Source organism: Flavobacterium restrictum, from assembly GCF_007097245.1.
Classification (GTDB): domain Bacteria; phylum Bacteroidota; class Bacteroidia; order Flavobacteriales; family Flavobacteriaceae; genus Flavobacterium; species Flavobacterium restrictum.
Genome location: NZ_VJZT01000001.1, coordinates 316,025 through 342,844, shown reverse-complemented (window position 1 = coordinate 342,844; position 26,820 = coordinate 316,025). Strand labels below are relative to the sequence as shown.

The window sequence follows — 26,820 nt, the reverse complement described above, 5'->3', positions numbered from 1 at the left end:
TAAAAAAATCCCACAAAAAAGCGGTAATAGCAATTATAAATTCATAAAAATTAACAAAAATCGGGATGGAATTTCTTAATTTTGCAACACTTTAATTAAAAACAAAAACTATGAGTTCATTTGACGTAGTCATTATAGGTTCAGGTCCAGGCGGATATGTATCAGCAATTCGTTGCGCACAATTAGGTTTCAAAACAGCCATTATCGAAAAATACAGCACTTTGGGAGGAACTTGCTTAAATGTAGGTTGTATTCCTTCAAAAGCATTGTTGTCCTCTTCGCATCATTATGCCGAAATCAAACATTTTGAGGAAAATGGAATCGAAATTTCGGGAGAGGTAAAGGTCAATTTAGAAAAAATGATTGCTCGTAAGCAAGCGGTTGTGGATCAAACTGTTGGCGGAATCAATTACCTGATGGACAAAAATAAAATTACAGTTTTTGAAGGTTTAGGTTCATTTGTAGATGCCACTCATGTTGCCATTGCCAAAGCGGACGGCACTTCAGAAACCATTGAAGGGAAAAACATTATCATTGCTACAGGTTCAAAACCGTCTTCGTTGCCATTTATAACTATCGATAAAGAACGCATTATCACTTCGACAGAAGCTTTGAAACTGAAAGAAATTCCCAAACACCTTGTTATTATTGGTGGTGGCGTTATCGGAATCGAGTTGGGACAAGTTTATTTGCGTTTAGGAGCGCAGGTTTCGGTAGTAGAATTTATGGACAGAATTATTCCAGGAATGGACGGTTCGTTGTCTAAAGAATTGACCAAAGTCTTGAAAAAACAAGGGATGAAATTCTACGTTTCGCATAAAGTCAAAGCGGTTGAACGTAACGGAGATGTAGTCATTGTTCAAGCTGAAAATGCCAAAGGAGAAATCATTACCCTTGAAGGGGATTATTCATTAGTGTCTGTTGGGCGTCGTCCGTATACGGATGGTTTGAATGCGGATAAAGCAGGAGTTACAATTTCGGATAGAGGACAAGTAGTGGTCAATGATCATTTGCAAACTTCGGCATCGAATATTTATGCTATTGGCGATGTGGTTCGTGGTGCCATGTTGGCTCATAAAGCCGAAGAAGAAGGTGTGATGGTTGCCGAAATTTTGGCAGGACAAAAACCGCATATCGATTATAACTTGATTCCGGGTGTGGTGTATACTTGGCCAGAAGTAGCCGCTGTAGGGCAAACCGAAGAGCAATTAAAGGCATCAGGAACAGAATATAAAGTGGGAAGTTTTCCTTTCAAAGCGTTGGGTCGTGCTCGTGCTAGTGGTAATTTGGACGGATTTGTAAAAATCCTCGCCGATGCCAAAACCGATGAAGTGCTAGGAGTACACATGATTGGAGCCAGAACTGCCGATTTGATTGCCGAAGCTGTAACAGCAATGGAGTTCAAAGCCTCTGCCGAAGATATATCTCGAATGAGTCACGCACATCCTACTTTTGCGGAAGCGATTAAAGAAGCAGCATTAGCCGCAACTGATAATAGAGCGTTACACGTATAAGAACCGTTTTTTTCTAAATTAAAAAACCGATAGTAATGGTACTATCGGTTTTTTTTATCCAAAAAAGAAGTGATATTAGGCAGTAAAAACACTTTTGTAATTGTCCCAATAGCGGTAAATTAAAAATACATTGCCTAAAAACAGCAATGCCGCTATAGGAAGTCCTTCTGGTGCCAAGAAAAAATTTATAAACAAAATGTTTATTGTTATTGGCATGATTAAAATGTTAGCCAAGGTGACGTATTTCCCTGCAACAAAGGATAATCCACAAAGTAATTCTACTGTTTTTGCCATAGGCATGATATACGTAGCGGCAACTAAACCAACATTAAAAGCTTTGAAATTTCCAGTTGATTCCGGCTCCGGCATGAGATGAAAAAAATAACTAATGGAGGCAAACAACAATAAAAGTCCAATTAAAGTTCGGATAATAATAGTAGCGATTTTCATGATATAACGGTTTTTATGGGTTAAATTAGAATGCTTATTTTAGTTCTAAAATAAGAGAAAAATACAATTTCTTATCATTATTTAAGTTTTTATTTTTGGAGTCAAATAATGGGAATTCCACAAATAGAAACTACTAATTATAAGAATAGTTGAATGCTATATCAAATATAATTCTTTTTATCCAATAAATAACAGACCATTTAACAGTTGTTTACACTTTGTTTTTGCCATATTTTCGATAAATAAAAAAACCTCCCAAGCTTAAGGCAATAAACCACCAAAGCTGAAACACAAACACAATGAGGTTTTGCAATACATACCAACCGCTTTTTAAGGAATCTAGTAGTTGCAGTCCAATTTGAGGTTGGTAGGAATTGGCATCTTTTTCGTTAGCAACTATTTCTTGTTGCACGCTGTCACGCTGATACAACTGCAGGGTAAGTGTGCTAAAATTCACTTGGTCTTGAAGGGATAAATTCTCAATTTTGGTGGCGTCGTTTTGTTCTTTTTGGGTCGCTAAATCGGTTTCGGCGGTGACTACATCAGTTAGTTTCTTGCCCTTGGTGTCAATTGCTTTTTCGATTCTTTTTTCGTTTGTTACGCTTCTTTCTTGCGACAATTGGTTCGAAATCACTTTTAAGGAAACGTCATCGGCCTTGATAACACGATAATCCAAAAAGGCAATTTGTTTTGCAATTGTTTTAATTACGGTATCCAATTGCGCATTGGGAACTCGGATAGTAATGTCATTTGCCACCGAATATTTAGTAGTTTCTAATGTGCTATCCTGACTAATTTTGGTTTCTAACTTGTCTGTAACCGTACTTTGCAAGTTGGTGTAGGTTACGAATCCCCCAAAATGATGCGTCGTGTTTTCGATGGCATAGGTTGATTTTGCTACGTTTTTGACTTTGAATTTTAAATCGGCAGTTCGAATAAATTTCCTATTTTCTTCTTTTTTACCCACTACAACTGCCGTTGAAATGGTGTCAGTGTTTGCGCTAGTAGTAACGGAATCGTCAATTGATGCGTCCGCTTTTTTGCAAGAAAAAAAGAATGTGGTAATGACTACTGTAGTCAAACCTAATTGTGCAATAGTTTTCATAAAAATGATGGTATAAGGCTGAATAAATGGGTTACTTAATAAAAAGAGAACAAAATAGGATAAGTAGTTTTTCGTCAATAGTCCAATCAGTTTAGTAGGAATTCGTTGTTTGGGTTGTAATAAAAATCGTGCCAGTATTTTTTGCAATCGGGTTGTGGGTTGGCTTTTTTTTGTTGTAATTTTGAATTCTAATAAAAAATCAGTTTTTGAGAGTTTCTATAATCAAACCTATTCCCAATCCCATCGTTTTCAAAAAGCAATTGCTACGCTGGTCACAACAGTTTCGTGAAGTTGCTTTTTTAGACAGCAACGCCTATCCCGAAACGTATTCTAACTACGATTGCTTGTTGGCCGTAGATGCGTTTACGGCTTTAAAAACCGATTACCACCATGCTTTTGAGGATTTAAAACAGTACCAAGAAGCGACCAAAGATTGGCTTTTTGGGTATTTATCGTATGATTTAAAGAACGATGTCGAGCGTTTAGAATCCCATAATTATGACGGATTGCATTTTCCGGATTTGTTTTTTTTTCAACCCAAAAAATTATTTTTATTGAAAGGAAATCAACTCGAAATACAGTATCTCTCGATGTGTGATGATGAAATAGGGATTGATTTTGACGAAATTACAGGAAGTAGAACAGTAGATTTGGATGCCGCTTTGGACGAAAAACCGATACACATACACCAACGTATTTCTAAAGAAAATTACCTTCTTAAAATTGCCAAAATACAAGAGCACATTCTGCATGGCGATATTTACGAAGCCAATTTTTGTATGGAATTTTTTGCCGAAAAAGCGATGCTAAATCCATTAAAAAAATTTGAAAAACTCAACGAAATTTCAAAACCTCCTTTTGCTGTTTTTTTTAAAAATAACAATCATTTTTTACTTTCTGCTTCGCCTGAACGTTATTTAAAAAAAGACGGCGAACACCTTATTTCGCAACCCATAAAAGGAACGGCAAAACGGTTTTTGAATCCCGATGAAGACGAAAATTCCAAAAAAAGATTGCTTGCTGACCCCAAAGAGCGTGCCGAAAATATTATGATTACAGATCTGGTTCGCAATGACTTGTCCCGAACCGCTCAAAAAGGCTCGGTAAAAGTTGTCGAGTTGTGTGCCATATATTCGTTTCTGCAAGTGCACCAAATGATTTCTACAATTACCTCAAAAATCGATTCGCAATATCCTGTTGTAGCGGCTATAAAAACTACATTTCCCATGGGAAGTATGACAGGAGCACCCAAATTATCGGTGATGAAAATCATCGAGGAGCAGGAGGAAACCAAGCGCGGTTTGTACAGTGGTGCGGTGGGGTATTTTACGCCAAATGGCGATTTCGATTTTAATGTAGTGATTCGCAGTATTTTATACAATCAAGAAAATGAATATGTTTCTTTTTCAGTGGGAAGCGCCATTACAGCCTTATCAAATCCCGAAGCTGAATATGCAGAATGTTTGCTTAAAGCAAAAGCAATGTTAGCAGTTTTGAGTTGAATTAAATGCTCTGTTAATTCAAAATAATACTTCTGTTAATTCAAAATTTTTTGTCTGTTAATTCAAAATAATACTTCTGCTAATTCAAAATTTATTGTATGTTAATTCAAAGTTTTAACTTTTTTAATTCAAAATTTATTATCTGTTAATTCAAAATAATATAGTACATTTGTATTTATAATCAAATACTTATGGCTATAAATAGAGAAATAGTAAATGCAATTAATGAGAACAGGAAAATGTATCCTATTCTCGCTATTTCTGGACCAAGACAATCTGGAAAAACAACGATGTTAAAGAAACATTTTCCAGAATACCAATACTTAAGTTTAGAGAACATTGATGCTCGTAATTTTTTGGCAAACGACCCAAAAGGCTTTTTCGAGAAATACGATAAATTTTGCATTTTTGATGAAGCACAACGAGCTCCTGAATTGTTTTCGTATTTGCAAACCAAAGTCGATGAAGACAAAATAATGGGGCAATACATCCTTTCTGGCTCTCAAAATTTTCATTTGATGAAAAGTATTACCCAAAGTTTAGCAGGTCGTGTTGCTATTTTGAAACTATTTCCACTAGATTTCAACGAGCTAAAATCCGAAAATTTATTAGAAAAAGAGTATGTAAAAGCAATGCTTAAAGGATTTTATCCCGCTATTTACGACAGGAATATTCCGTCTAAAAATTTTTACAATAGTTATATTCAAACCTATGTTGAGCGGGATATTACAGATTTAGTCAATATACAAAACCTGCGTTCGTTTAGGATGTTTTTGGGTTTGTGTGCCGCTCGTGCAGGACAGTTATTGAACTTAAACAATCTTGCCACAGACTGTGGTATTTCGCAGCCCACTGCAAAGTCTTGGTTATCAGCATTAGAGAGTAGTTATATTGTGTTTTTGTTACAACCCCTACACAATAATTTTAACAAGCGGATTATCAAAACGCCAAAATTATATTTTTACGATACGGGATTACTTTGTCATTTATTGAAAATTAAAGATGAAAACCAAATTATTCAAAATGCTTTTAAAGGCAATTTATTCGAGAATATGATTGTGGCTGAATATGCAAAACAAAATTACCACCAAAATAACTTTGATGAATTTTGGTTTTGGCGGGACGCATCAGGGCATGAAGTGGACTTGATTAGGCAAGATGATTTCAAGTACAATGTCATCGAAATCAAATCGACCAAGACCATAATGCACGATTTGTTTAAAGGAATTACTTATTTTGAGGCTTTGGCCAAAGAAAATGTAAAATCCAAAACTTTGATTTATGCTGGTCTAGAAAACGAAAAACGAACCGCAGCCGATGTGCTTTCTTGGTATGATTTAAATTTAAAATAATTAACTTTGACCATGCTAGAAAAATTAAAAAATCACATCGCTCAAAACCTTCCTTTTTTGGAACACAAAAAACTGTTTCTAGCCGTAAGTGGCGGATTAGACAGCATGGTTTTGTTGCATTTATTGCAACAGTTACCGTATGAAATTGCGGTTTTGCATTGCAATTTCCAGTTGCGGGGACTAGAAAGTTTTGGTGACCAAAATTTTATTCAAAACTATGCGAATCAGCACGATATTCCCATTTTTATAACGCAATTTGACACGACAGCTTTCGCCAAAGACTATAAACTGTCAACGCAAGTTGCCGCCAGAGAATTGCGGTATAGCTGGTTTTATGAGCAATTAGAAACTTTAAATTTTGATTATTTGCTCACAGCACACCATGCAGATGACACGCTCGAAACGTTTTTTATTAATTTGACACGTGGCACTGGTCTGGAAGGATTAACGGGAATCCCCATGCAAAACGAGCAAGTGATTCGGCCGCTTTTACCATTTTCACGTCAAGAAATGGAATTGTATGCCAAAGAAAATAAAATCGAATGGCGAGAAGATAGCAGCAATGCCTCCGATAAATATTTGCGAAATAAAATCAGACATCATTTAATTCCAACCTTGAAGGAATTGAATCCCAACTTTATAGCCTCGTTTCAAAAAACGCAAAACTATTTGCAAGAAGCACAAGAAATGGTTGAAGATGCGGCGATTATGGTGTACCAACAAGTTGCCAAAGCGCATGAAAATGACATTTATTTCGATTTAAAACAATTGCTAAAATTGCCTAATTATAAATCGTACTTGTACCAATGGTTGCATGAATTTGGATTTACCGCATGGCAAGATATTTATGATTTGGTAGAAAGCCAATCAGGAAAACAAGTTTTTGCTGCCAAATATCGGTTATTGAAAGACCGAAAATTTTTGATTCTGAATCCGATTGATTTCGAACCTACAAATGAGGAATTTTTGATCGAAAAAAGTGCTACAGTAGTTAAAATTCCGCTAAATCTTTCGTTTTGTAAAGTGGATGACATTTCAGTTGCAACAAATGAAACTATCTTTGTCGATGAAGAAAAATTAGTTTTTCCTTTGGTTTTGCGAAAATGGAAAACGGGTGATTTTTTGCAACCTTTTGGAATGAATGGAAAAACCAAAAAAGTGAGTAAGCTTTATAAAGACGAAAAATTATCCTTGATAGAAAAGGAAAATACGTGGATTTTGTGTTCCAATAACCAAATTGTTTGGGTTGTAGGAATTCGTCAAGACGAGCGTTTTAAAATTGAAAATAGTACCGAAAATATCCTCAAAATAGCATTAATATAGATTTTATACGAATGAAAAAAATAATTGTTACTCTCCTTATCATTTTGGCTTTTGTCAGAGGAAACGCCCAAATTCTAGATCCCGTAAAATGGACAACCCAAATCGAAAAAAAATCGGCAACCAATTATATTCTTACGTTTAATGGTGTTCTCGAAACCGATTGGCATCTGTATTCGCAATTCACTCCCGATGGTGGGCCATTAGCTTTGGAGGTTTTATTTAAGAATCAAAAAGGGAATTTTAATTTGATAGGCAAAGCCAAAGAAAGCAAAACCAAAACCGCATTCAACGACGTTTTTGGGGTAAACGAAACTTTTTTTGAGCACAAAGCCCAAATTTCACAAGAGATTTCGCTGCTGAATCCAAATATCAAAACCATCGAAGCCAACTTAAATTACCAAGTTTGCAAAGAAGTTTGTATCAATTTAGAGAAAAAATTCACCTTTGTAATTCCCACAATTGTTGCTCCAACGGCTACACTTGAAACAGCAATTATCCCAGTAGATTCCTCTAAAAAAGCCACAATTCAAACTCCTGAAGTTGTTGAAAAATTACCAGAAACGAAACCTTTAGATATAAAAACAACTACACCTAAATCCGATTCTCAAAGGGGTTTATGGTCGATATTTTTTATTGCTTTTTTATCCGGATTTGCCGCATTGTTGACGCCATGTGTGTTTCCAATGATTCCTATGACGGTAAGTTTTTTTACCAAACAAAGCAAAACGAGAGCAACAGGAATTAGGAATGCAATCATTTATGGCGTATCGATAATCGTAATTTATGTTGGTTTGGGGCTTTTGGTCACTTGGATTTTTGGTGCCGATGCTTTGAATGCTTTGTCAACTAATGTTTGGTTTAATATTATTTTCTTTGGTTTATTAGTGTTTTTTGCAACGTCATTTCTTGGAGCGTTCGAGATTATGTTGCCTAATTCATGGGCCAATAAAGTTGATAGTCAAGCGGATCGTGGCGGAATTATTGGGATTTTGTTCATGGCATTGGCCTTGGCAATTGTTTCTTTTTCGTGCACGGGACCAATCGTGGGAACGCTTTTAGTCGAAGCAGCATCTAAAGGTGGCATTGCTCCTGTAGTAGGCATGTTTGGATTTTCGTTGGCTTTGGCATTGCCTTTCATGCTTTTTGCTTTGTTTCCTAGTTGGTTGAATTCGTTGCCTAAATCGGGTGGTTGGTTGAATACAGTAAAAGTAGTTTTAGGCTTTCTAGAATTGGCTTTGGCATTCAAATTTTTATCCAATGCCGATTTGGTTTTGCAGTTGCATTTACTGGAAAGAGAAGTTTTCTTGGCAATTTGGATTGCAATTTTTGGAGCGTTGGCGTTTTATTTATTTGGAAAAATTACGCTGCCACACGATAGTCAGTTGCCGCATATTTCCGTTGGACGATTGGTGTTGGGATTGGTAGTTTTGTCGTTTACGGTGTATATGATTCCGGGACTTTGGGGTGCACCTTTAAAATTAATTAGCGCTTTTCCGCCGCCAATGGAGTATAGCGAAAGTCCGTTTGGAGTTGGAAATTCCAATAATTCGAGTGCTACAGTATTACCAGCTGGAGCTAAAAGTGGTCCTCACGGAATTGTAGTTTTTAATGATTATGAAATAGGTTTGGCGTATGCTAAAAGTGTTAACAAACCCATAATGCTAGATTTTACGGGTCATGCCTGCGTGAATTGTAGAAAAATGGAAAATACCGTTTGGTCTGATACTACTATTTTATCGATGCTGAAAAACGATGTTGTAGTGCTATCTTTGTATGTCGATGAGGATATCGATTTACCAAAAAAGCAACAATTTATATCTAAAACTACGGGATCAGAAATCGTGACCGTTGGCGATAAATGGACGGATTTTATGATTTCTAAATACAAAACCAATACGCAACCTTTGTATGTTTTAACGGATTTAGAAGGCAATAGTCTCAATGTATCGCAACCTACCATTAGCTTCGTTTCGGCAGCTGAATATGAATCTTGGTTGAAAGAAGGAATTTCGAAATTCAAGAAATAGTTAAAAAATCCCATTCCGAATGGGATTTTTTAATCTTCCATTTTTGATAAAATAGTACGCAATGTTTCGACCAAGAAACGCGCATTTTCTTTGGTAAAACACATTGGTGGTTTTATTTTTAGAATATTGTAATAATCACCTGTTGGATAAATAATAATTCCGTTTTGTTTCATCGTTTCCGAAACCCATAAAGCTTTTTGACTGTCAGGTGTTCTTGATTTTTTGTCTTTTACAAGATCAACTCCCAAATACAACGCATGACCATAAACCGCTCCAACCGACTCGAATTCATAGATAAGTTTTTCCAATTCTTGTTTTAAAAAGGCTCCAACAGCAGCTGCATTTTCTTGTAGTTTTTCAGATTCAATTACGGTCAAAACCGTGGATGCAATTTGCGATGAAACGGGGCTTCCTGCAAAAGTATTAAAATAGGTGTATTTTTTTCGGTACGCCTCGGCGATGGCATGCGTGGTAATCACCGCCGAAACGGGATGACCATTCCCCATGGGTTTTCCTAAAGTTACAATATCTGGCAGCACGCCTTCTTTTTGAAATCCCCAAAAATGACTTCCCATTCGTCCAAAACCAATTTGCACTTCATCGGCAATGCAAACGCCACCCGCTTTGTGAACGGATTCGTAGACTTTTTGCAAATAGCCTTTTGGCATTTCGACACCACCGCCAGAACCCAATAAAGATTCGGATATAAAAGCGGCAACTCCGCGTCCTTGCGATTGGATAAAAGCAATTTTTTCGTCGGCATCTTGGGCGTATAATGTGGCTACATCTGGAGTTTCGCTATTGTATTTTCCTCTAAAAGTATTGGGTTGCATTAACGGATGCGTAAACGGGCGAACACTTTTTGAAGCCGTGGGGTTGTCCATCAAACAGGTGCTAATTTCATCGACAGCAGTCGTATTGCCATGGTATTCGCCATCAATAACGAGAACATCATTCTCATTAGTGTACGCTCTTGCTAGGCGCAAAGCCAAATCATTGGCCTCACTTCCGGTACAGGTGTAAAAAATAACTTGCAACGATTCTGGGAAATAAGCAAGCAATCGCTCGGCATAATCAATGTTGTCTTCGTATAAAAAGCGAGCGTTGGTGTTGAGTTTTTTTAATTGTTGCACCGCTGCTTCCACAATTTTTGGATGCGAATGTCCTATAAGTGCCACGTTATTTATGGCATCTAAATACACCCGACCATCATCAGCGATTAAGTATTGTTGCCAACCACGAACCAAATTCATGGGTTTTTGATAATAATATTCTTGCGCTTGCTGGATGATTTTGGCTCTGCGATTTTCGAGTGAATCGGTTTGGGTTGGTGTTTTTTCATTGGATTTAAATTCCAAAAAAAGGGCAGGATCTGAACACAGCAATTGCCACCCTTTACTTTCGCTAGGAACACAAAAAGCAGGAGCATTTCCAGAACAATCAATTTGAATGTACACAAGCGACGGAAAAGCGGTATTCAATTTTTCGGGAGCAATAACACCTATAAAATCGCCTATTTCTAACGGTGATTCCATTTGTAAATCAGCATCAATTCCTGATAAATACAAGTAAAAATCATTGGTTTTGAAAACATATTTATCGCTTTCTTTTTTAACAAAATCACAATCAATTGGTGCGTAAATAGGCGTTGCAACTGGTGCAAAAGCAAAACTTCCTAACGCAATAGTTTCGTTTTCTTTCGAATTTGAAACAAAAGGGTGTAAAGTTGCCGAAAGATAAGAAGTACAACCAAAACCGTTTTCTAGTTCCGCAATTATATTCTCTTGACAGGCTTGAAAATTAGTCCAAGCCCCTTCATTATAAATATCCGAAGCAGGAGTAATAGCAATATTTTTAAAATTTATTGGGTCTTTAAATACCGATTGTATTTTTTGGTTTTGCAACGAAAACTGCATTTTTTCATTTTTTTCGAAAGAAAAAGCACAGGCATCCAGAAATAGGGCAGTGGCAAAATCACTTTTTTCCACTGATAATTGTTGCAGTATTTCTTGGTCGGCGATGGCTTGTTTGCGCACATAGTCGTTATCAGGCTCGATGGATAATTGCCTAGCCGAAGCGCTAACAATAGTCGCAGATCGAAGCTGTATCAAAGGATAGAGGAGCTCAATTTCGGTTTTTGTAATTGGAAAAATACGGTGATACGACTGAATCATTTGGTACGCATCGGCAAAAGGAGTTGGGCTTCCGGTCATAGCCGATTCGAGTAACAAAACCGCTAACTCACCAATAGTCCACGACCAGCACACATCGCCAAAATCTATAATGCCTTGAATTTTTTCGCCTTTATCGTCAAGCAAAAGATTGTAGCGTGTTAAATCGGCATGGATGATGCTTTTGCGGACTTGGGCTATTTTAGGAATCTGGGTTTTCCAGTTTTCCATAATGGTCAAAATACTGTTTTTTGTCTTTTCGTCTGCAACAAAAGTGACCCAGTTTTCTAGCAAAGTTGCGGATTGTTGCAAATCCCATTGTAAATTTCGTTCAGCCGCTGGATGCGTAAAAGAAGCCAATTGCTTGGAAATTTCTCCAACAAACGCACCAATGTTTTGTACTAATTTCGTGGAACGATACGGAACGGTCGACAACATGGTTCCTTCCAGAAAATTCAAAACACGCCACCAATGCGACTCGATGAAAAGCATTTGGTGTCCCTCTTTAGAAAGAATTATTTTGGGAATGGCATCGGCATATAAATGTTCCACTGCTTTGTTCTGCAAGTCGAGCCACGGTTCAGGCGTTTCGATATTGGCGATTTTAAGCACATATTTTTCGCCATTGTTAGTTTTTACTAGGAAATTTTGGTCGAGGTAACTGTCCAATGGTTTTAGAGAACCTGAAATCCCCCAGTTATCATTTAAAATTATTAACGCTTCATCAGGAGAAAAAGTGGGGCAAGTGGCGATATTCATGGGAATACTGTATTATATTGAAACCAAAAAAAAATGAATTATTTCGATATAAATTAAAGCATTTTTTGTTTGTTTTACAACTATTTGTTTATTTTTTGTAAATAAAGCTATTTTGTTTTGAATTTTTTGACTAAAGTTGCAGAATATAAAATACAAGTTTCAAAAAGCAAATTTCAAATAAATTTTAAAACTCAAATTCAAATTTCAAAAAGCAAATTTCAAATAAAATTCAATTTTCAAAAAAAAATAAAAATTTGTGTTAATTCGTGTATTTTACCGTAATTTTTTTTCCCTAAACAGTTAGGGATAGTACCAAACTACAAAACACCACTACTCAAACCTACATTTTTAGAATGGATAGCCTATGGCGAGATTAAAAATCAAGTTTTCTTTTCGCCATGAACCGCTTCCTAGACTTATTTGGTCTAAAACCCAGCGATTTCCTTCGGGTAAATAGGGTTTTCTGATGGGGAAAGCAAAGTCAGTTCGAAGTATTAAAAAATCAAAGTCAAAACGCAATCCCGCTCCAGTTCCCACTGCGATTTCACTCATGAAGTTTTTAGTGAATTTTGCACCAGCTTTGTTGGAATCATTATTTAACAACCAGATATTACCTGCGTCAATGAACAAAGCCCCTTTTACCAAACCATAAATTTTGGCTCGGTACTCGGTGTTGAACTCTATTTTTATGTCGCCTGACTGATCTTCTAGAAACGAACTGGTATTGATGTTGGGGTCTCTATAACTTCCTGGACCAATGGAACGGGCTCTAAAAGCTCTCAAACTATTGGTTCCCCCTATAAAAAATTGTTTGATGTACGGCATTTCTCGAGAATTTCCGTAAGCGAATCCAGCACCTACAATTATCCTGCTGGCAAGTTCCGCATTGGGGTTGAATTTATAATAATGTCTAAACTCATTTTCTATTTTTACAAATTGGCTAAAGGGGACACCAAAAACTTTCAAAGTATCTTTTTTGTCCAAGTTTGCTCCCGTTACTAATCCAGTTACCGTTGCCGAAAGATCAATAGTACCTTTGTAATAGAAGGTGTTTTTTTTTCTTTTTTGCATCGTATTGGTGTAGCTATACGTGTAACTTGGACCAAAAATCAATTGTTTTTCGATTACTTTTCCCAAGGATGGGTTCAAATTAATTTCTTCCTGATACAAAGCGGTGACGTTTTGTGGTCTGGCGTATGTAATTTCGGAAATATTTAGGGTGTGTTCTTTGCGTTCACTAGCTTTCCAATTGTATCCAAACAAGGCCTTGAAGGTTTGCAAGGTGTATAATTGGGTTCGGTTTTGAAATTCGTAACCCAATGTAGCTTTGGTTTTGGGAACAAATCCATTGGACGTTTTAAACGTAAAAGGGGAGATGATTCTGGGCCAAATTAAATTGGCTTCGGTTCCCAAACGATAGACATTGTAACCGTTGTTTTGTCCTGCAACTTGAACTTCATATCCTCCAAATATAGAAATAGTAAGCAATTCAGCCGCTCTAAAAGCATTGCGGTTGCTCCAATTGGCATTCAATTCGGTTCCGTTATAATTCGCCGAGTTTGTTTTGGCCAAAAGTTCCAAACGAATTGATTTTTTGGTAGCAGGTGACAAATAGTAATACGCATCTAAATAATTTCCGGTAGTATCAGCAGGTTTAAATTCATTTTTTACAAATTTAAAAGTGCCCAAATTGACCAATCTATTTAAGGATAAATTATGGTTGGTACGGTTGTAAAAATCATTTTTTTTGAAGTACAAAGCCCTATCAAAAACACTCGGTTTGAATGTATTTTCGGGATCTATAATCGTAAAATCGTTGTGTTGTATGGCCAGAACCGAATTGGTTTTGACAGTATCAGCACCAATGCTATAATTGGGATAAATGACGATGGAGTTGATTTTGAATTGCTTTTTGGCTTGTGCTGGTGTTTCCTCTTTTATTTTTACAATCAGGTCAACTTGGTGTGTGGCAACGGTGCTATCCACTTGGATTTTGAGATAATCAGGATCAAAATAATAGAATCCTTTTTCCTTTAACCTATTGTCAATTCGAACACGCTCTTCTTTTATAGCGTCAAGGTCATAGGCATCGCCTAGTTTTAGCAGGCTTCGGCGACTGGTGCCTTTAATAGCAGTTGCAAGAACAGTGGAATCCTGCGGGAATATAACCTTCCTAATAGTATATTGATGGGCTGGTTTTACGGTATAAGTTGCAGCAACTCGTTTGTTTTTTTGAACGGTATCTGCGGTGGTTTTGGTATTGAAATAGCCTTTGTTTTCGCTGTAATTTTGCAAGACACTTTTGGTATATTCAAGATCTACTTGGCTTGTCAGCACGGGTGCTTCGCCTACTTTATTTTTTAACCAATAACGAAAACCTTTTTCTTTTTTGGTCGTACCTGCGATATTGTAAATAAATAATTTAGGTCTTAAACCCAAAAAAGTCGAATTGGGTTTGGGGCGTAAAAGCGGTTCTAGTTGTGATTTCAAAAGGGCACTCTTTTTTTTGACCGAATCGTTAGCTTCTATTTTTATATGAGCACCAGTATACAGCATTTCGCCTTCTGCCAAGTATTTGATATTGCTACAAGAACTGATGCAAAGTGCTGTAAAAAAAAAATATAGGATATGATTTTTATTCATCAGATTTCTTTTTGGCGTTTTTTTCTTTCGGCTTTGGAGTGCTTTGAGTTTTGTTTTTTTGGAACAATTCTTTAAATTTTGAATAATCAATAGTTATGATAAACGAAATTCCAGTTTCAACAACTTCGCCCTGAAGTGCTACTTGGTATTTATTGATGCGATAGCCCCTGATTTTGTATTTCCCGTCTTTGGATAGTTGGTAATCTAAAGCAACATCGCCTGCAATGGTATTACTTTGCTGGTTGGCTTGCTCGGATCCTTCTAAATTAAAGCTACTTCCTACGGTTACTTTTAATCGATCGTTAAGTAATTTTTTTGAAACGACCACATTTAAGTCGGTTTTATCTTGTCTTTGTCCTGACGAATAATCCTCTGTAGACTGCAAATTCAAATTTAATTCGACTCCTTTTATTAAATTTCCCGCTAGATTATTAAGTTGTTCCGACAAAATTTTGCTGGCACTTTCTCTCGCCATTGCCGAAACCGACCCACTTCCTGATTCACTCGAAAATGGATTGTCGCCCATAAAATGATTCAAAAGTAACACCGCAAAGACTTGTTTGTTGAGTTCATTAGGATCTTGGCGCAGCTGGGATAACTTGCTTTGTGTGCGTTTTATAACCGTTGATGAAACGGAATTATTATCTGGAAGCACAATGTCAAAACTAATGTCAGGTTTCATTAATTCGCCATTCATTTTTAACTCGGTTTCAAAAGGAATTTTTTCTTTGTAGGTATTCCGTTCCGACTCCGAAGCGGTTCCCAATTCGTTTTGCAACAAATCAATTGGAGCGGTATTGAGTTTGTAAACAGCGGTAATATTGATGTCGGCCGTGGTTGGTTCGCCATTCCATAGAATATAACTGCCTTTCTTGATGTCGAATTTTCGTTTTAATCCGCTAAAAGTCATTTCGTAGGTACCCTCGGAGAACTCATATTTACCAGTCAGCGTAGTTTTTCCCGAAGGGTCAATGCCACCATTTAATTGTGCTTCGCCTTTTAATTTCAAATAATCGCCACTTGATTTATCAATAATAATAGTAAACTCGGCATCCTTATCGACCTCGATATTTACGGAGGCGTTGATGCCTTTAACTTCGGATTTGTTGATGGTTTCCTCTGCTTTTAAGGTAGTTTTAATTTGTGGATGATCCTGATCTATAAATTCAACAATGCCCTCTCTGTCTGCAATGGATGGATCGGATTGTGGTAAAACCAATGTAAATTTAGTATCGGCATTCACTTTTATATTTCCAGAAACAATAGGATTATCGAGCGTGCCTTTGACTTTGAGATGGTTGTCTAAAAATAATTCGCCATAAAATAAATCATTGTCTTTGGCTTTGGAATTTATCGCTTTAAAATTTGTGGCGTCAAGAGCTAAATCAAAACCTAAATTACTAAAATTTTTGCTATCTATTTTTCCATCAACGATTAGATTATTGTCTTTTTCATCCTTGATGGTAAAGTGATCCAACAGAATAGCATCAGTAGTAAAGTCAATCGCATCATTTATCGACTGAAACTTGGCGTTGAGCTGTGTGGCCTTGAATCCAATGCCGTTAAACTGTAATTTACCCAATAATTGCGGCTGCGTTGTAGTTCCTGAAAGGGTAAAATGGCCTGTAAAAAAACCAGTACTTTCAATCAATTGGTTCATCGAAAATCCTTGAATACTTTTCATATTCAGTTTTTCAATGTTTAAATTCATATCAAAACTGCTGTCTTTCGCTTTGTAAATTCCATCAAGATTGACTTGATTTTCTTGCCCTGTTAACGCAATATGAGCTTGGTATTGATTGGTAATGTCGTTGTTGACTTTTATGGTGATGGTACCTACGGTATCTTTTTTGAATGTGAAATCTTCAAGGACTAAATCCGAGGTAAATAGGGGTTTTATGGTGCTGTTTTTTATAACGGCATTTCCATTAATTTTTCCGCTCATTTGCAAATCGCTTTTTTCGACCATGCTGGTGATGGTTTCTATTTCGAAGTTTTTAAAATCGACAGCGATGGGTGCATTTGGAACTTCGGATTGGGATTGGACGGTAATGCTGTTTTCGCCTTTACTCAATTGGAAAGCATTGGCATAAATTCCGTTTTGACCAATCTGGATTACGTTTTCGGGAGTAATTGTCCAATCCTTATAATTAAGGAGTAATTTGTTGGGATCGAGTTTAAGGACTGAATTTCCGTTAGTAGCTTGTACTGTTCCCGCAATAAAGTAGCGTTCTTTGTCCTTTAGATCCTTCAATTGCAGCGTATAATCAACGGTATTGTCCTTAATTTTTCCTGAAAAATTAGTGTAAGGCAATTGGATTTTTGGATTCTGAATGTCATCAACCACAACGCTATACTCCAAGGATTGCTCTTGAGTTTTCACTTCGAAAACAGCATTGGTAATCGTGTTTTCGCCATAAACTAGTTTTGGAATACTGCCATTTATCACGATAGAATCGTTCACGGCATTGTATTTTCCAGAGAGGGTAATGGGCTCTAAACTTTTTATCTCTGGTACTAATTGGGATACAATAGGACTATTTTTTAGATTCATTGTAAAATCAAAATGCGGTTTGTCTGTTTTGATTTTTTTACCATTGGGATTAGTGTCGTAATACGTTGCAATCGAATTGGCTAGGGCAGTAGGCAGCTGCGAAAGTTGGTATTTTCCATCCAAGGAAGCATCCAAAAATTCTGATTTCAAAAGCAATGTATTTTTTTGATTGGTTGCCGTTGCCGATACACGAATTGTATCTAGTGCAAAATCCCCTTTGTCATTGGTAATAAAAAGATTTTTGATACTAACATTTCCGTTGAGATAATCAACATCAAGGGATTGTATATCCGCGTATAAATTCCCTCGTAATTTCATTGGGCCAGCATGTAGATTTAATTTGTCTAAATCGGCGATATCTACGTTTAAGGCTACTTTTCCTGTTGGATATTTGTCTTTGAAACCTCCATTTGCAGTGGCATCAAAGGTTAAATTTGGGTCTTTGGCAACAGCCGAAACCGTATAATTTCCAGCATTGATTCGTCCTTTTAATGTTGCATTTTGATACGTATAATTGTTAACGTTCGCTTTAAAAATAGTGCCACTCACCATAGCATTGGCCGTTTTGGGATTCATACCAGTTCCTTTTACCGTGGCTTTGAGCGAAATTTTTCCAACCGCATTGTTTTTGATAAACTTGCCCAGATCAAAATTTTGAAACTCGGTTTGTGCCTCATATTTTTCTTTATTTTTTTGGCGTTGGTCAAAGGAGGCTTTTATTTTGGCAGCTCCCCAACTGCTTCCCAGATTCATGTTGGTATAAAAATGATTCACAGTTCCTTTAAAAGTTCCTTTGGCGGTTAACTGCGATGGCAATGCAATCGAGTTGGGAATAGTTCCTTTGGGTACAAATTGATTAATATCCGTAGCACCCGATTGAAAATCATGGATTACCAAATCGAAATTTGCGGTTTTTACATCAGGCAAACCTACTATTTTTCCGCTGGCTTTTAGTTTGGTTTTGCCAATACCACTAATTTCTAAATTGGGAATTTCGATGTTCTTAAGTTTGCCCGATACGGTGCTGTTAATCTTTAAAATCGCATTTGGGTTGCTCTTGAAGGAATTGGTTGCCGCTAGAGTAGGCATAAAAATCAAAATGTCTTTGAAACCCAATTGGCTTTGTTTCAAAGTGGCTTTTAGAGCTACTTCTCCACTATTCTTGGTTATTGATGCAACTGATGGGTAGGTTACAATGAACTCGTTGCGAAGGATTGTTTGTGGTGTTTTTAGGTATAGATTTTTTAGAAAAGCAATTTTATTTCCAAAGAAAAAATCGGTTTTGAAGGCTTGAATATGCAAACCGCTTTGTTCTTTTGCCGAAAAAGAATGAACAGTTGCCGCCACTGATTCTGGGCTATATTGGATATTTGTTGCTTCCAAAGCTGCGTTTTGTAGTTGTAAATGGCTGTAATCCATTCCTTTTTTGAGCGCAACGGCATTGTTGTCATCAAACTTGAAATTGATTTTCTTGAGATGGGTCTCGTTTATTTTTACTTCCCACTTATTCGTGTTTAGGGGATTTGTAGTCTCTTTTTGGGTAATTATTTGTTTCATTTTCCCCAAGGTGAGCGTGCCTTTTACATTTTGAATAGCAATGGCATTCAACAGTAGTAATTGGTTCGAAAGATCTATTAAATTAACCGAAACCAAAAGTTTTTGCAAGGACAAATTAGAAGTTATTTTGGAGTTTTCATCGGCATAAACTAGAGCAATTTTCTTTAATTCAATTTCGCCTAGTTTTAATTTTAAATCAGGCGTGGCGGTTTTTGATTGAGATTGTTGTGTTGCGGTAACAGCTTTTGTGAGCAGTCCTTGCTTTATTTTTAGTTGTAAACCATTGATTTTAAATTTTGGAACATCAAAACTCATGGCATCCAAATCGAAGGTTTTTATGCGGGTGTCAAAATGTTTCAAAACAACCGAAGCCTCGTTGTGACTCAAGGCATCGTTATAGTTTATTTTTATTTGATTCAAATCGATTTTATCAATAGAAAGCACCATTGGCGTACTGGTATCTTTGGGGTCATCAGGTGTTGCAAATGCTTTTGTAAGGTAATCAAAATTAAAAATCCCTTTTTTATCCCGATTCAAATACGAGGTAATTCCCTCGAGTGCAATGGAGTTGATTTGGATTTTGTTATTGACCAATTGCAACAAGCTAATGTCGACAGCGAGTAATTTTCCTGATAGCAAAGTGTCTTTTTTTTGATCTTCAAAATAAACGCCTTCCAGTTTTATTTGTTTCAGAATGCCAAATTCCAGTTTGGCAACAACGACTTTGGTTTTTATTTTAGTTTCTAAATAGCTGACAATTTTAGCTTTGGCAAAATTTTGAACCGCAGGAATATGGACGCCAATTACCAACAAAAGCAACACAATAAGCAGCGTCGCCAATGTCCATCGGATTAGTGATATAGTCTTTCGTAAATATTTGTTCAAGTTACTTTTTTTTTAAAAGTCTAAAATTAGCCAATTAAAATGAGGGAGCAACTTTATAAAGTGTAGAAAGTGTTTTAATCCAAAAAAGATATAAGTTAAAGGGTATAAAGTCGATAAATTGCATTTTAAAAAGGTGTTTTTAAATAAAAACAGAATTTTTTTTAACCACTTAAGAAATTTTAAGAAGAAGTAAAAAGTGTTGACAAACAATTTTTTAATTAAATAATTGCTACTTACCCAAAATTTCTTGAACAGGTTTTTTAAATTTGCAATTGACCAACCTGCGTTTGTGGGTAAGAGCCAGAGGTATCTTACTAGTGCGGTTTAAAATCATGAACAAAGTCCTTTTAAAATTCCCAGATTTTCTCCAGAATCAAACTATCAAATTTTTAAATCCACAAAATATAGTTTACTTTAGCATTTTAAATAAAAAACCAAAAAATGATTAGCGACGCCCAGTTTCAAAACGAATTACAACTCCTAATTGTCAATGCTATTCGTGAGGACGTTGGGCCTAGCGATTATAGCTCTTTGGCTTGTATTCCCAGTACTGCAATGGGCAAAGCCAAATTATTAGTCAAAGAGGACGGCATTATTGCAGGTGTAGCTTTTGCCAAAATGATTTTTGAATATGTCGATGCCAGTTTGCAAATAGAAACGCTAATCCTTGACGGAACTCCCGTAAAAAAAGGCGATATTGTTTTTTATGTTTCGGGAAGTTCCCAATCGATTCTCAAAGCAGAGCGGGTTGTACTCAATTCTATGCAACGCATGTCCGCCATTGCGACCAAAACCAATGCCTACGTACAATTACTCGAAGGCACGAGAACTAAAATTTTGGACACCCGAAAAACAACACCAGGATTTCGCGCCCCCGAAAAATGGGCAGTGAAAATTGGTGGAGGCGAAAACCACCGTTTTGCCCTCTACGATATGATTATGCTCAAGGACAATCACAACGATTTTGCAGGTGGAATTACGCTGGCAATTGCCAAAACCAAAGCCTTTCTTGCCGCCAATAATTTAGATCTTAAAATCATAGTCGAAGCCAGAAACCTCGCCGAAGTTGCCGAAATACTTGAATCCAATGGTGTTCATCGTATTCTGATTGATAATTTTAATTTTGAAGATACTCAAAAAGCAGTAATTTTAATCCAAGATAAATGCCAAACTGAATCCTCCGGAAACATCAACGAAAATACCATTCGTACTTATGCTGAATGTGGTGTAAACTACATTTCCTCTGGTGCATTAACGCACTCTATTTACAACATGGATTTGAGTCTAAAAGCCATTTGAACCCATAAAAGTACCCCCAACAATGACCCCAAAAAAAATAGAACCTCTTGAAATAAGAATCAAAAAACGAGTGCGTTCTAATACATTTGTAACCCAAATAATCCTTTTTCTGGATGCTATAAAGCTTTCCTGGCTCGAAGGACTTTCGCTCTATGGACTGTTAAGATTGTACGGTGATGGAATAGCCACAGCGGGTTTGTCTATTCGTGCAGGGGCAATTGCATTTAGTTTTTTTATGGCATTATTTCCATTTGCTCTTTTTATATTAAACCTCATACCGTTCATACCAATCGAAGGTTTTCAGCAGGATTTTTTGGATTTTGTCGCCCAGAGTGTACCGCCCAATACCTATGATGCCATTGCGGTAATCATCAATGATATTTTAAACAACAGCCATTCTGGTTTGCTGTCATCGGGATTTTTATTGTCGATTTTCATCATGGCCAATGGGCTAAATGCTATTTTGGGAGCCTTCGAAAACTCGCCAAGTGACATCCTCAAACGAGGTTTTTTTAAGCAATATCTAGTCGCATTAGCCATATCGTTATTGCTCTCGTTTTTACTACTTTTTACGGTGGCAACCATCGTTGTATTCGAGGTTTTTATACAACAATCCCGTATCCAAGACGTAGTAAGCAATGCCATTCCGCTCATACAACTCGGGCGTTTTGGCTTTTTTATCCTCATGATTCTCATCACTACCTCCATACTTTTTAGGTACGGAACCATGCAAGCTCACAAACCAGCATTCATTACCATAGGCTCCGTATTTACTACGATTTTAATCATTATTTCGTCTTATTTTTTCGGAATTTGGGTCGTAAAATTCTCTAAATACAACCAATTATATGGCTCCATAGGAACCTTATTAGTCATGATGTTTTACATTTGGATCAACTGCATGATTTTGCTCCTTGGTTTCGAATTGAATGCGACCATAAACAAGCATAAAATAATTGTCAATAATCTAAAAATCAAATAATATATTTAGGAGCTATTTCCTGCTATCCATTACAAGTCCTCGCACAAACAGCATTTTTGCAAGCCCTAAAAAGAGCTTCCGCTGGTCGCTTTTTTAGAGCAGCAAAAAAAGCAGTTTCTACTCCGGGCTTTCCATTCCTATCAGGGCTAAAAAATTACGATTATGAAAAAAATTCTCTTTTATCTACTCTTTATAAGTAGTATCATTACCACTTCGGCCCAAACCGTAATAGGAAAGTGGAAAACCATTGATGACGAAACAGGCAAAGCCAAATCCATTGTAGAAATCTACGAGAAATCAGGAAAAATCTACGGCAAAGTATGGGATATACTGGATCTAGCACATCGTAATTTTAATTGCATAAAATGTTCCGATGAGGATAAAAACAAACCCATATTAGGAATGATTGTTATCAAAGGATTGACCAAAGAGGGCAACGAATACAATTCAGGCAAAATACTAGACCCCAAAAACGGAAAATTATATAAATGTTACATCACGTTGGAGTCCAAGGACAAGCTCAAAGTTCGGGGATATATTGGTATTTCCCTTTTTGGTAGAACCCAGTATTGGTATAGAGTCAAAAGTTGAAGCACTTGCGATTCAAAATTAAAAAAACAAAAAACAACTCCAGACCATTAACTCCTAACCGATAATTCATAACTCATAATTCATAACTTATAATTCATAACACCCAACCCAAAACAATGTATTTCGTCGAAGTAATCCTGCCACTTTCTCTCGCTAAAACCTTTACGTACCGGGTATCACAAACCGAGTACGAGTACATCAAGAAAGGGATGCGAGTGGCCGTACCCTTTGGTAAAAGTAAAATTTATACCGCATTGGTTATCGATTTGCATCAAAACCAACCACAACTTTATGAAGCCAAAGAAATACACCAAATCCTAGACGAAAATCCTATAGTAACCCAAATCCAAATCACGCATTGGCTCTGGATTGCGTCTTACTATATGTGTGCCATTGGCGATGTGTACCGCTGCGCTTTACCGAGTGCGTTACTACTCGAAAGCGAAACGGTGATTGCTCAAAAAACTGCCGTTTATGTTGACGAAAGCCTACTTTCGGATGAGGAGTATCTCGTTTATCAAGCCCTGCAACAACAAAGTTCCCTGAAAGTTCAGGATATTATGGCTATCCTGAACAAGAAAAATATTTTTCCTGTTATTCAAAAATTAATTGACAAAAACATACTAGTTTTACAGGAAGAAATGATCGAAAACTACAAACCAAAATTGGTGCGTTATGTTCGCTTGCATGCTAAATATGAAACACACGATGGACTCGGTCAGCTGTTAGAAGCCCTCAAGAATGCACACAAACAAAAAGAGATTGTCTTGCATTATTTTCAACTTTGTGCCTCCGAAAAGACCCAAAACGGTCAAAAACCCATTACGGTTAAAAAACTCATAGAAGCTTCAAAATCAACTGCAACTGTTATAAAAGCATTAATTGAGAAAGAAATCTTCGAGGAGTATTTTATACAAGAAGACCGCATTAATTTTGCAGGAAAAAGTGCCGACACCGATTTGCAATTGAGTCCGGCACAACAAACCGCTTTTACCGAGATTGCAAGTAGTTTTACCCAAAAAGAAGTGTGCCTGTTGCATGGCGTAACCTCCAGCGGCAAAACCGAAATATACATTAAACTCATCGAAACCTATCTTGCAACAGGAAAGCAAGTATTGTATTTACTGCCAGAAATTGCTTTGACCACCCAGTTAGTAGGTCGTTTGCGAGCTCATTTTGGCAATAAAGTGGCCGTTTTTCATTCAAAATACAGTAATAATGAACGAGTAGAAGTTTGGAATCAAATTTTAAATAACTCCCAGAAAGCGCAAATTACAATAGGAGCAAGGTCGGCATTGTTTTTGCCTTTTCAAAATTTAGGACTCCTAATTGTCGATGAGGAACACGAGCAAACCTTCAAGCAAGTAGATCCCGCACCGCGCTATCATGCTCGTGATGCAGCCATTGTCTTGGCTCATTCGCATGGTTCCAAAGTGCTTTTAGGGTCGGCAACACCTAGTTTAGAGACCTATTTTAATGCCCAATCAGGCAAGTATGGTTTGGTTGAAATTACAACTCGGTACGGCAATGTTCAAATGCCCAAAATAGAATTGGTAGACCTTAAAGACAAGTATTTTAGAAAAAAAATGTCGGGGCACTTTAGCGATTTTTTGATAGAATCCATTACTGCAGCATTGGCATTAGGCGAGCAAGTTATTTTGTTTCAAAACCGAAGAGGGTATTCGCCCATCATGGAGTGTATTACTTGTGGTCATGTGCCACATTGCCTTCAATGCGATGTAAGTTTGACGTATCACAAGCATAAAAACCAATTGCGTTGTCATTATTGTGGCTATTCTATGAGTAAACCTTCGCATTGTCATTCGTGTTCTAGTGTCGATTTAACGACTAAAGGTTTTGGAACCGAACAAATTGAGCAAGAATTAATTACTCTATTTCCAAATGCCAAAACAGGTCGAATGGATCAAGATACGACGCGTGGCAAATACGGTTTCGAAAAAATAATTGATAGTTTCAAGAACCGTGAAATGGATATTTTAGTTGGAACTCAAATGCTAGCCAAAGGATTAGATTTTGATAATGTGAGTTTAGTAGGCATCATGAATGCCGATAATATGCTGTATCATCCTGATTTTAGAGCATTTGAGCGCAGTTTCCAAATGATGACTCAAGTGGCAGGGCGTGCTGGACGTTCTGGAAAACAAGGAAATGTAATTATCCAAACCTATAATCCCAATCACAACACGATTCAGCAAGTTACAGCAGCTAATTATTTAGCAATGTACAAAGAGCAGTTGTACGATAGGCAAATTTATAAATATCCGCCTTATTTTAAAATTATAAAAGTTACGTTAAAACACCGTGATTTTGATAAACTAAAAGAAGGTGCTATGTGGTTGTATCAGGTTATGAGCCAAAATTTAAACATGCCCGTTTTAGGCCCAGAAGAACCCGCCATCAGCAGAATCAGAAACGAATACATTCGTGTTATTATTATTAAAATTCCTCAAAATACGGCAATTGGAGGCACAAAAAAAACTATTCAAAAAATATTGAATAGTTTTGAGGCTGTTGCTACTTATAGAGCGATTAAAGTGGTCTTAAATGTTGATTTTTATTAACCTAATAAGCAACCGAAAGTGCTTTGGCTAAATCTTCCTTTTTATTTCTGCTCAAAGGGATTTTGGTAATGCCAATTTCGGCAAATTTACTATTAAAACGGTCTATCTTGTCAATATTAATAATGTACGATTTGTGAACTCTTAAAAATTTTTCTTTTGACAAGTCATTTTCAAAAGCTTTCATTGTCGAAAGCACTAGATTACTATCGTCCTCGGTTACCACACGAACGTAATCACCAAACGCTTCAATCCATTTTATTTTGGAAGTAAACACTTTTAATTTTTTGAGATTGCTTTTTATAAAAATATGTTCGCCTTCTTCTTCTTTGGTATCTTTTTTTAATAAATACAAATCAATCGCCCTTTTTACAGAGGCATTGAAACGATCCAAAGCAATTGGTTTTTGCAAATAGTCCGTGGCGTCGTAATCAAAAGCTTTCATGGCATATTCAGCCTTTGAGGTGATGAAAATAATTTGAGGTTTCAGTTTTAATCCATCCAAAAAATCAAAACCACTGATAACAGGCATTTCAATATCCAGAAAAATCAAATCCACATTATGTATTGACATGCAGCTTTTGGCTTCGATTGCATTAGAAAAATCACCTATTAAATGGAGGTTGGTGTGATTATTTACTAACTTTGCAATAATCATTCGTTGAATGGAACTATCGTCTACTACTACACAATTTAGTTTCATAGAATTGGTTTTTTGTTGATTTAGGTTAGTAAAACTAATTCTTATTTATTTTAAAAAAAAGTTTTACCGTCCTTTTTTTACCGCATAACGATTAAAGTTAATTTTTGCTTGTGGGATAAAATAAATTGATTACTTTTGCACCCAAATTAACAAATAAATATATTATTTATGAATCATTATGAAACTGTTTTCATTTTAAATCCCGTTTTATCTGAAGTTCAGGTAAAGGAAACAGTAAGCAAATTTGAAGATTTTCTTACTACTCGTGGAGCTACAATGGTATCTAAAGAAGATTGGGGCCTAAAAAAAATGGCTTACGAAATTCAAAACAAAAAATCTGGTTTTTACCACCTTTTTGAATTCAACGTTGCAGGAGAAGTATTAATTGCTTTCGAAACTGAATTTAGACGTGACGAAAGAGTGATGCGTTTTTTGACTGTAAGTCTTGACAAACACGCTATTTCTTGGGCTGAACGAAGAAGAGCGAAACTTAAATCTACAAAAGCTTAATTATTATGGCAACATTACAACAATCGGCTTCAGGAAAAAAAGACGGAGATATCAGATATCTAACGCCTTTGAACATAGAAATCAACAAAACTAAAAAGTATTGTCGTTTCAAAAAATCAGGTATCAAATGTATTGATTATAAAGATGCTGATTTCTTATTGAAATTCGTAAACGAACAAGGGAAAATTCTTCCACGTCGTTTAACTGGAACTTCATTAAAATACCAAAGAAAAGTGTCAGTAGCTGTAAAAAGAGCGCGTCACTTGGCTTTAATGCCATACGTGGCAGATTTACTAAAATAATATAAATTAACA

The 26,820-nt window shown here is 36.5% G+C and carries 17 protein-coding genes; 11 read left to right on the top strand and 6 right to left on the bottom strand.

The genetic code is table 11. From position 1 onward, the window contains the following. Window positions 1-110 precede the first annotated feature (110 nt). Complete coding sequence (gene lpdA, locus FNW21_RS01435) at window positions 111-1,514, top strand: dihydrolipoyl dehydrogenase (RefSeq protein WP_144254949.1); 1,404 nt, start codon at window positions 111-113, stop codon at window positions 1,512-1,514. Between the two features lie 75 nt (window positions 1,515-1,589). Here the strand turns inward: lpdA and FNW21_RS01430 are convergent, their stop codons facing one another. Both FNW21_RS01430 and FNW21_RS01425 read right to left on the bottom strand, forming a co-directional pair. After that, entirely contained in the window at window positions 1,590-1,964 is a 375-nt protein-coding gene (locus FNW21_RS01430) for a DoxX family protein (RefSeq protein ID WP_144254948.1), read from the bottom strand. 211 nt (window positions 1,965-2,175) lie between these two features. Beyond that, the gene (locus FNW21_RS01425; RefSeq protein ID WP_144254947.1) at window positions 2,176-3,069 is read right to left on the bottom strand and encodes a DUF4349 domain-containing protein; all 894 of its coding nucleotides are present in this window, start codon (window positions 3,067-3,069) and stop codon (window positions 2,176-2,178) included. 206 nt (window positions 3,070-3,275) lie between these two features. On the opposite strand from FNW21_RS01425, the gene FNW21_RS01420 reads away from it, so the two are divergent. The 4 genes from FNW21_RS01420 (at window position 3,276) to FNW21_RS01405 (ending at window position 9,273) form a co-directional block, all read left to right on the top strand. After that, window positions 3,276-4,571, top strand: a complete 1,296-nt coding sequence (locus FNW21_RS01420; protein ID WP_144254946.1) for an anthranilate synthase component I family protein — start codon at window positions 3,276-3,278, stop codon at window positions 4,569-4,571. Between the two features lie 191 nt (window positions 4,572-4,762). Then, window positions 4,763-5,923, top strand: a complete 1,161-nt coding sequence (locus tag FNW21_RS01415) for an ATP-binding protein (RefSeq protein WP_144254945.1) — start codon at window positions 4,763-4,765, stop codon at window positions 5,921-5,923. A gap of 12 nt (window positions 5,924-5,935) precedes the next feature. Beyond that, window positions 5,936-7,246 carry a tRNA lysidine(34) synthetase TilS gene (gene tilS / locus FNW21_RS01410; protein ID WP_144254944.1) on the top strand — a complete coding sequence of 437 codons (1,311 nt, stop codon included), beginning with the start codon at window positions 5,936-5,938 and terminating at the stop codon, window positions 7,244-7,246. Window positions 7,247-7,257: 11 nt separating this feature from the next. Then, window positions 7,258-9,273: a protein-disulfide reductase DsbD family protein gene (locus FNW21_RS01405; protein ID WP_144254943.1), complete on the top strand. Its 2,016-nt coding sequence runs from the start codon at window positions 7,258-7,260 to the stop codon at window positions 9,271-9,273. Between the two features lie 29 nt (window positions 9,274-9,302). Here FNW21_RS01405 and FNW21_RS01400 read toward each other — a convergent pair whose 3' ends face one another. From FNW21_RS01400 to FNW21_RS01390, 3 genes are all read right to left on the bottom strand, one after another. Beyond that, on the bottom strand, window positions 9,303-12,203 hold the full coding sequence (locus FNW21_RS01400) for an aminotransferase class III-fold pyridoxal phosphate-dependent enzyme (protein WP_144254942.1): 2,901 nt from the start codon (window positions 12,201-12,203) through the stop codon (window positions 9,303-9,305). A gap of 348 nt (window positions 12,204-12,551) precedes the next feature. After that, window positions 12,552-14,846 carry a translocation and assembly module lipoprotein TamL gene (gene tamL, locus FNW21_RS01395; RefSeq protein ID WP_144254941.1) on the bottom strand — a complete coding sequence of 765 codons (2,295 nt, stop codon included), beginning with the start codon at window positions 14,844-14,846 and terminating at the stop codon, window positions 12,552-12,554. Next, window positions 14,839-19,842 carry a translocation/assembly module TamB domain-containing protein gene (locus tag FNW21_RS01390; RefSeq protein ID WP_144254940.1) on the bottom strand — a complete coding sequence of 1,668 codons (5,004 nt, stop codon included), beginning with the start codon at window positions 19,840-19,842 and terminating at the stop codon, window positions 14,839-14,841. The genes tamL and FNW21_RS01390 overlap by 8 nt, the downstream gene beginning before the upstream one ends. Window positions 19,843-20,283: 441 nt before the next feature. Between FNW21_RS01390 and nadC the strand changes: the two genes are divergently transcribed. The 4 genes from nadC (at window position 20,284) to priA (ending at window position 25,296) form a co-directional block, all read left to right on the top strand. Beyond that, window positions 20,284-21,141, top strand: a complete 858-nt coding sequence (nadC, locus tag FNW21_RS01385; RefSeq protein ID WP_144254939.1) for a carboxylating nicotinate-nucleotide diphosphorylase — start codon at window positions 20,284-20,286, stop codon at window positions 21,139-21,141. Between the two features lie 22 nt (window positions 21,142-21,163). Continuing rightward, window positions 21,164-22,123: a YihY/virulence factor BrkB family protein gene (locus FNW21_RS01380; protein ID WP_144254938.1), complete on the top strand. Its 960-nt coding sequence runs from the start codon at window positions 21,164-21,166 to the stop codon at window positions 22,121-22,123. A gap of 162 nt (window positions 22,124-22,285) precedes the next feature. Further along, window positions 22,286-22,714, top strand: a complete 429-nt coding sequence (locus FNW21_RS01375; RefSeq protein WP_144254937.1) for a DUF2147 domain-containing protein — start codon at window positions 22,286-22,288, stop codon at window positions 22,712-22,714. Between the two features lie 116 nt (window positions 22,715-22,830). Next, window positions 22,831-25,296, top strand: a complete 2,466-nt coding sequence (gene priA, locus FNW21_RS01370; RefSeq protein WP_144254936.1) for a replication restart helicase PriA — start codon at window positions 22,831-22,833, stop codon at window positions 25,294-25,296. A 1-nt stretch (window position 25,297) separates the two neighbouring features. Here priA and FNW21_RS01365 read toward each other — a convergent pair whose 3' ends face one another. Further along, window positions 25,298-25,996: a LytR/AlgR family response regulator transcription factor gene (locus tag FNW21_RS01365; RefSeq protein ID WP_144254935.1), complete on the bottom strand. Its 699-nt coding sequence runs from the start codon at window positions 25,994-25,996 to the stop codon at window positions 25,298-25,300. Between the two features lie 168 nt (window positions 25,997-26,164). Between FNW21_RS01365 and rpsF the strand changes: the two genes are divergently transcribed. Both rpsF and rpsR read left to right on the top strand, forming a co-directional pair. Beyond that, window positions 26,165-26,506, top strand: a complete 342-nt coding sequence (gene rpsF / locus FNW21_RS01360) for a 30S ribosomal protein S6 (RefSeq protein ID WP_144254934.1) — start codon at window positions 26,165-26,167, stop codon at window positions 26,504-26,506. 5 nt (window positions 26,507-26,511) lie between these two features. Beyond that, on the top strand, window positions 26,512-26,808 hold the full coding sequence (gene rpsR, locus FNW21_RS01355) for a 30S ribosomal protein S18 (RefSeq protein WP_144254933.1): 297 nt from the start codon (window positions 26,512-26,514) through the stop codon (window positions 26,806-26,808). Window positions 26,809-26,820: the final 12 nt, after the last annotated feature.

Excerpts from the sequence above, each read along its gene's own strand:
- lpdA (WP_144254949.1), top strand. The coding sequence starts at position 111 with ATGAGTTCATTTGACGTAGTCATTATAGGTTCAGGTCCAGGCGGATAT.
- FNW21_RS01430 (WP_144254948.1), bottom strand. The coding sequence starts at position 1,964 with ATGAAAATCGCTACTATTATTATCCGAACTTTAATTGGACTTTTATTG.
- FNW21_RS01425 (WP_144254947.1), bottom strand. The coding sequence starts at position 3,069 with ATGAAAACTATTGCACAATTAGGTTTGACTACAGTAGTCATTACCACA.
- FNW21_RS01415 (WP_144254945.1), top strand. The coding sequence starts at position 4,763 with ATGGCTATAAATAGAGAAATAGTAAATGCAATTAATGAGAACAGGAAA.
- tilS (WP_144254944.1), top strand. The coding sequence starts at position 5,936 with ATGCTAGAAAAATTAAAAAATCACATCGCTCAAAACCTTCCTTTTTTG.
- FNW21_RS01405 (WP_144254943.1), top strand. The coding sequence starts at position 7,258 with ATGAAAAAAATAATTGTTACTCTCCTTATCATTTTGGCTTTTGTCAGA.
- FNW21_RS01400 (WP_144254942.1), bottom strand. The coding sequence starts at position 12,203 with ATGAATATCGCCACTTGCCCCACTTTTTCTCCTGATGAAGCGTTAATA.
- tamL (WP_144254941.1), bottom strand. The coding sequence starts at position 14,846 with ATGAATAAAAATCATATCCTATATTTTTTTTTTACAGCACTTTGCATC.
- nadC (WP_144254939.1), top strand. The coding sequence starts at position 20,284 with ATGATTAGCGACGCCCAGTTTCAAAACGAATTACAACTCCTAATTGTC.
- FNW21_RS01380 (WP_144254938.1), top strand. The coding sequence starts at position 21,164 with ATGACCCCAAAAAAAATAGAACCTCTTGAAATAAGAATCAAAAAACGA.
- FNW21_RS01375 (WP_144254937.1), top strand. The coding sequence starts at position 22,286 with ATGAAAAAAATTCTCTTTTATCTACTCTTTATAAGTAGTATCATTACC.
- priA (WP_144254936.1), top strand. The coding sequence starts at position 22,831 with ATGTATTTCGTCGAAGTAATCCTGCCACTTTCTCTCGCTAAAACCTTT.
- FNW21_RS01365 (WP_144254935.1), bottom strand. The coding sequence starts at position 25,996 with ATGAAACTAAATTGTGTAGTAGTAGACGATAGTTCCATTCAACGAATG.
- rpsF (WP_144254934.1), top strand. The coding sequence starts at position 26,165 with ATGAATCATTATGAAACTGTTTTCATTTTAAATCCCGTTTTATCTGAA.
- rpsR (WP_144254933.1), top strand. The coding sequence starts at position 26,512 with ATGGCAACATTACAACAATCGGCTTCAGGAAAAAAAGACGGAGATATC.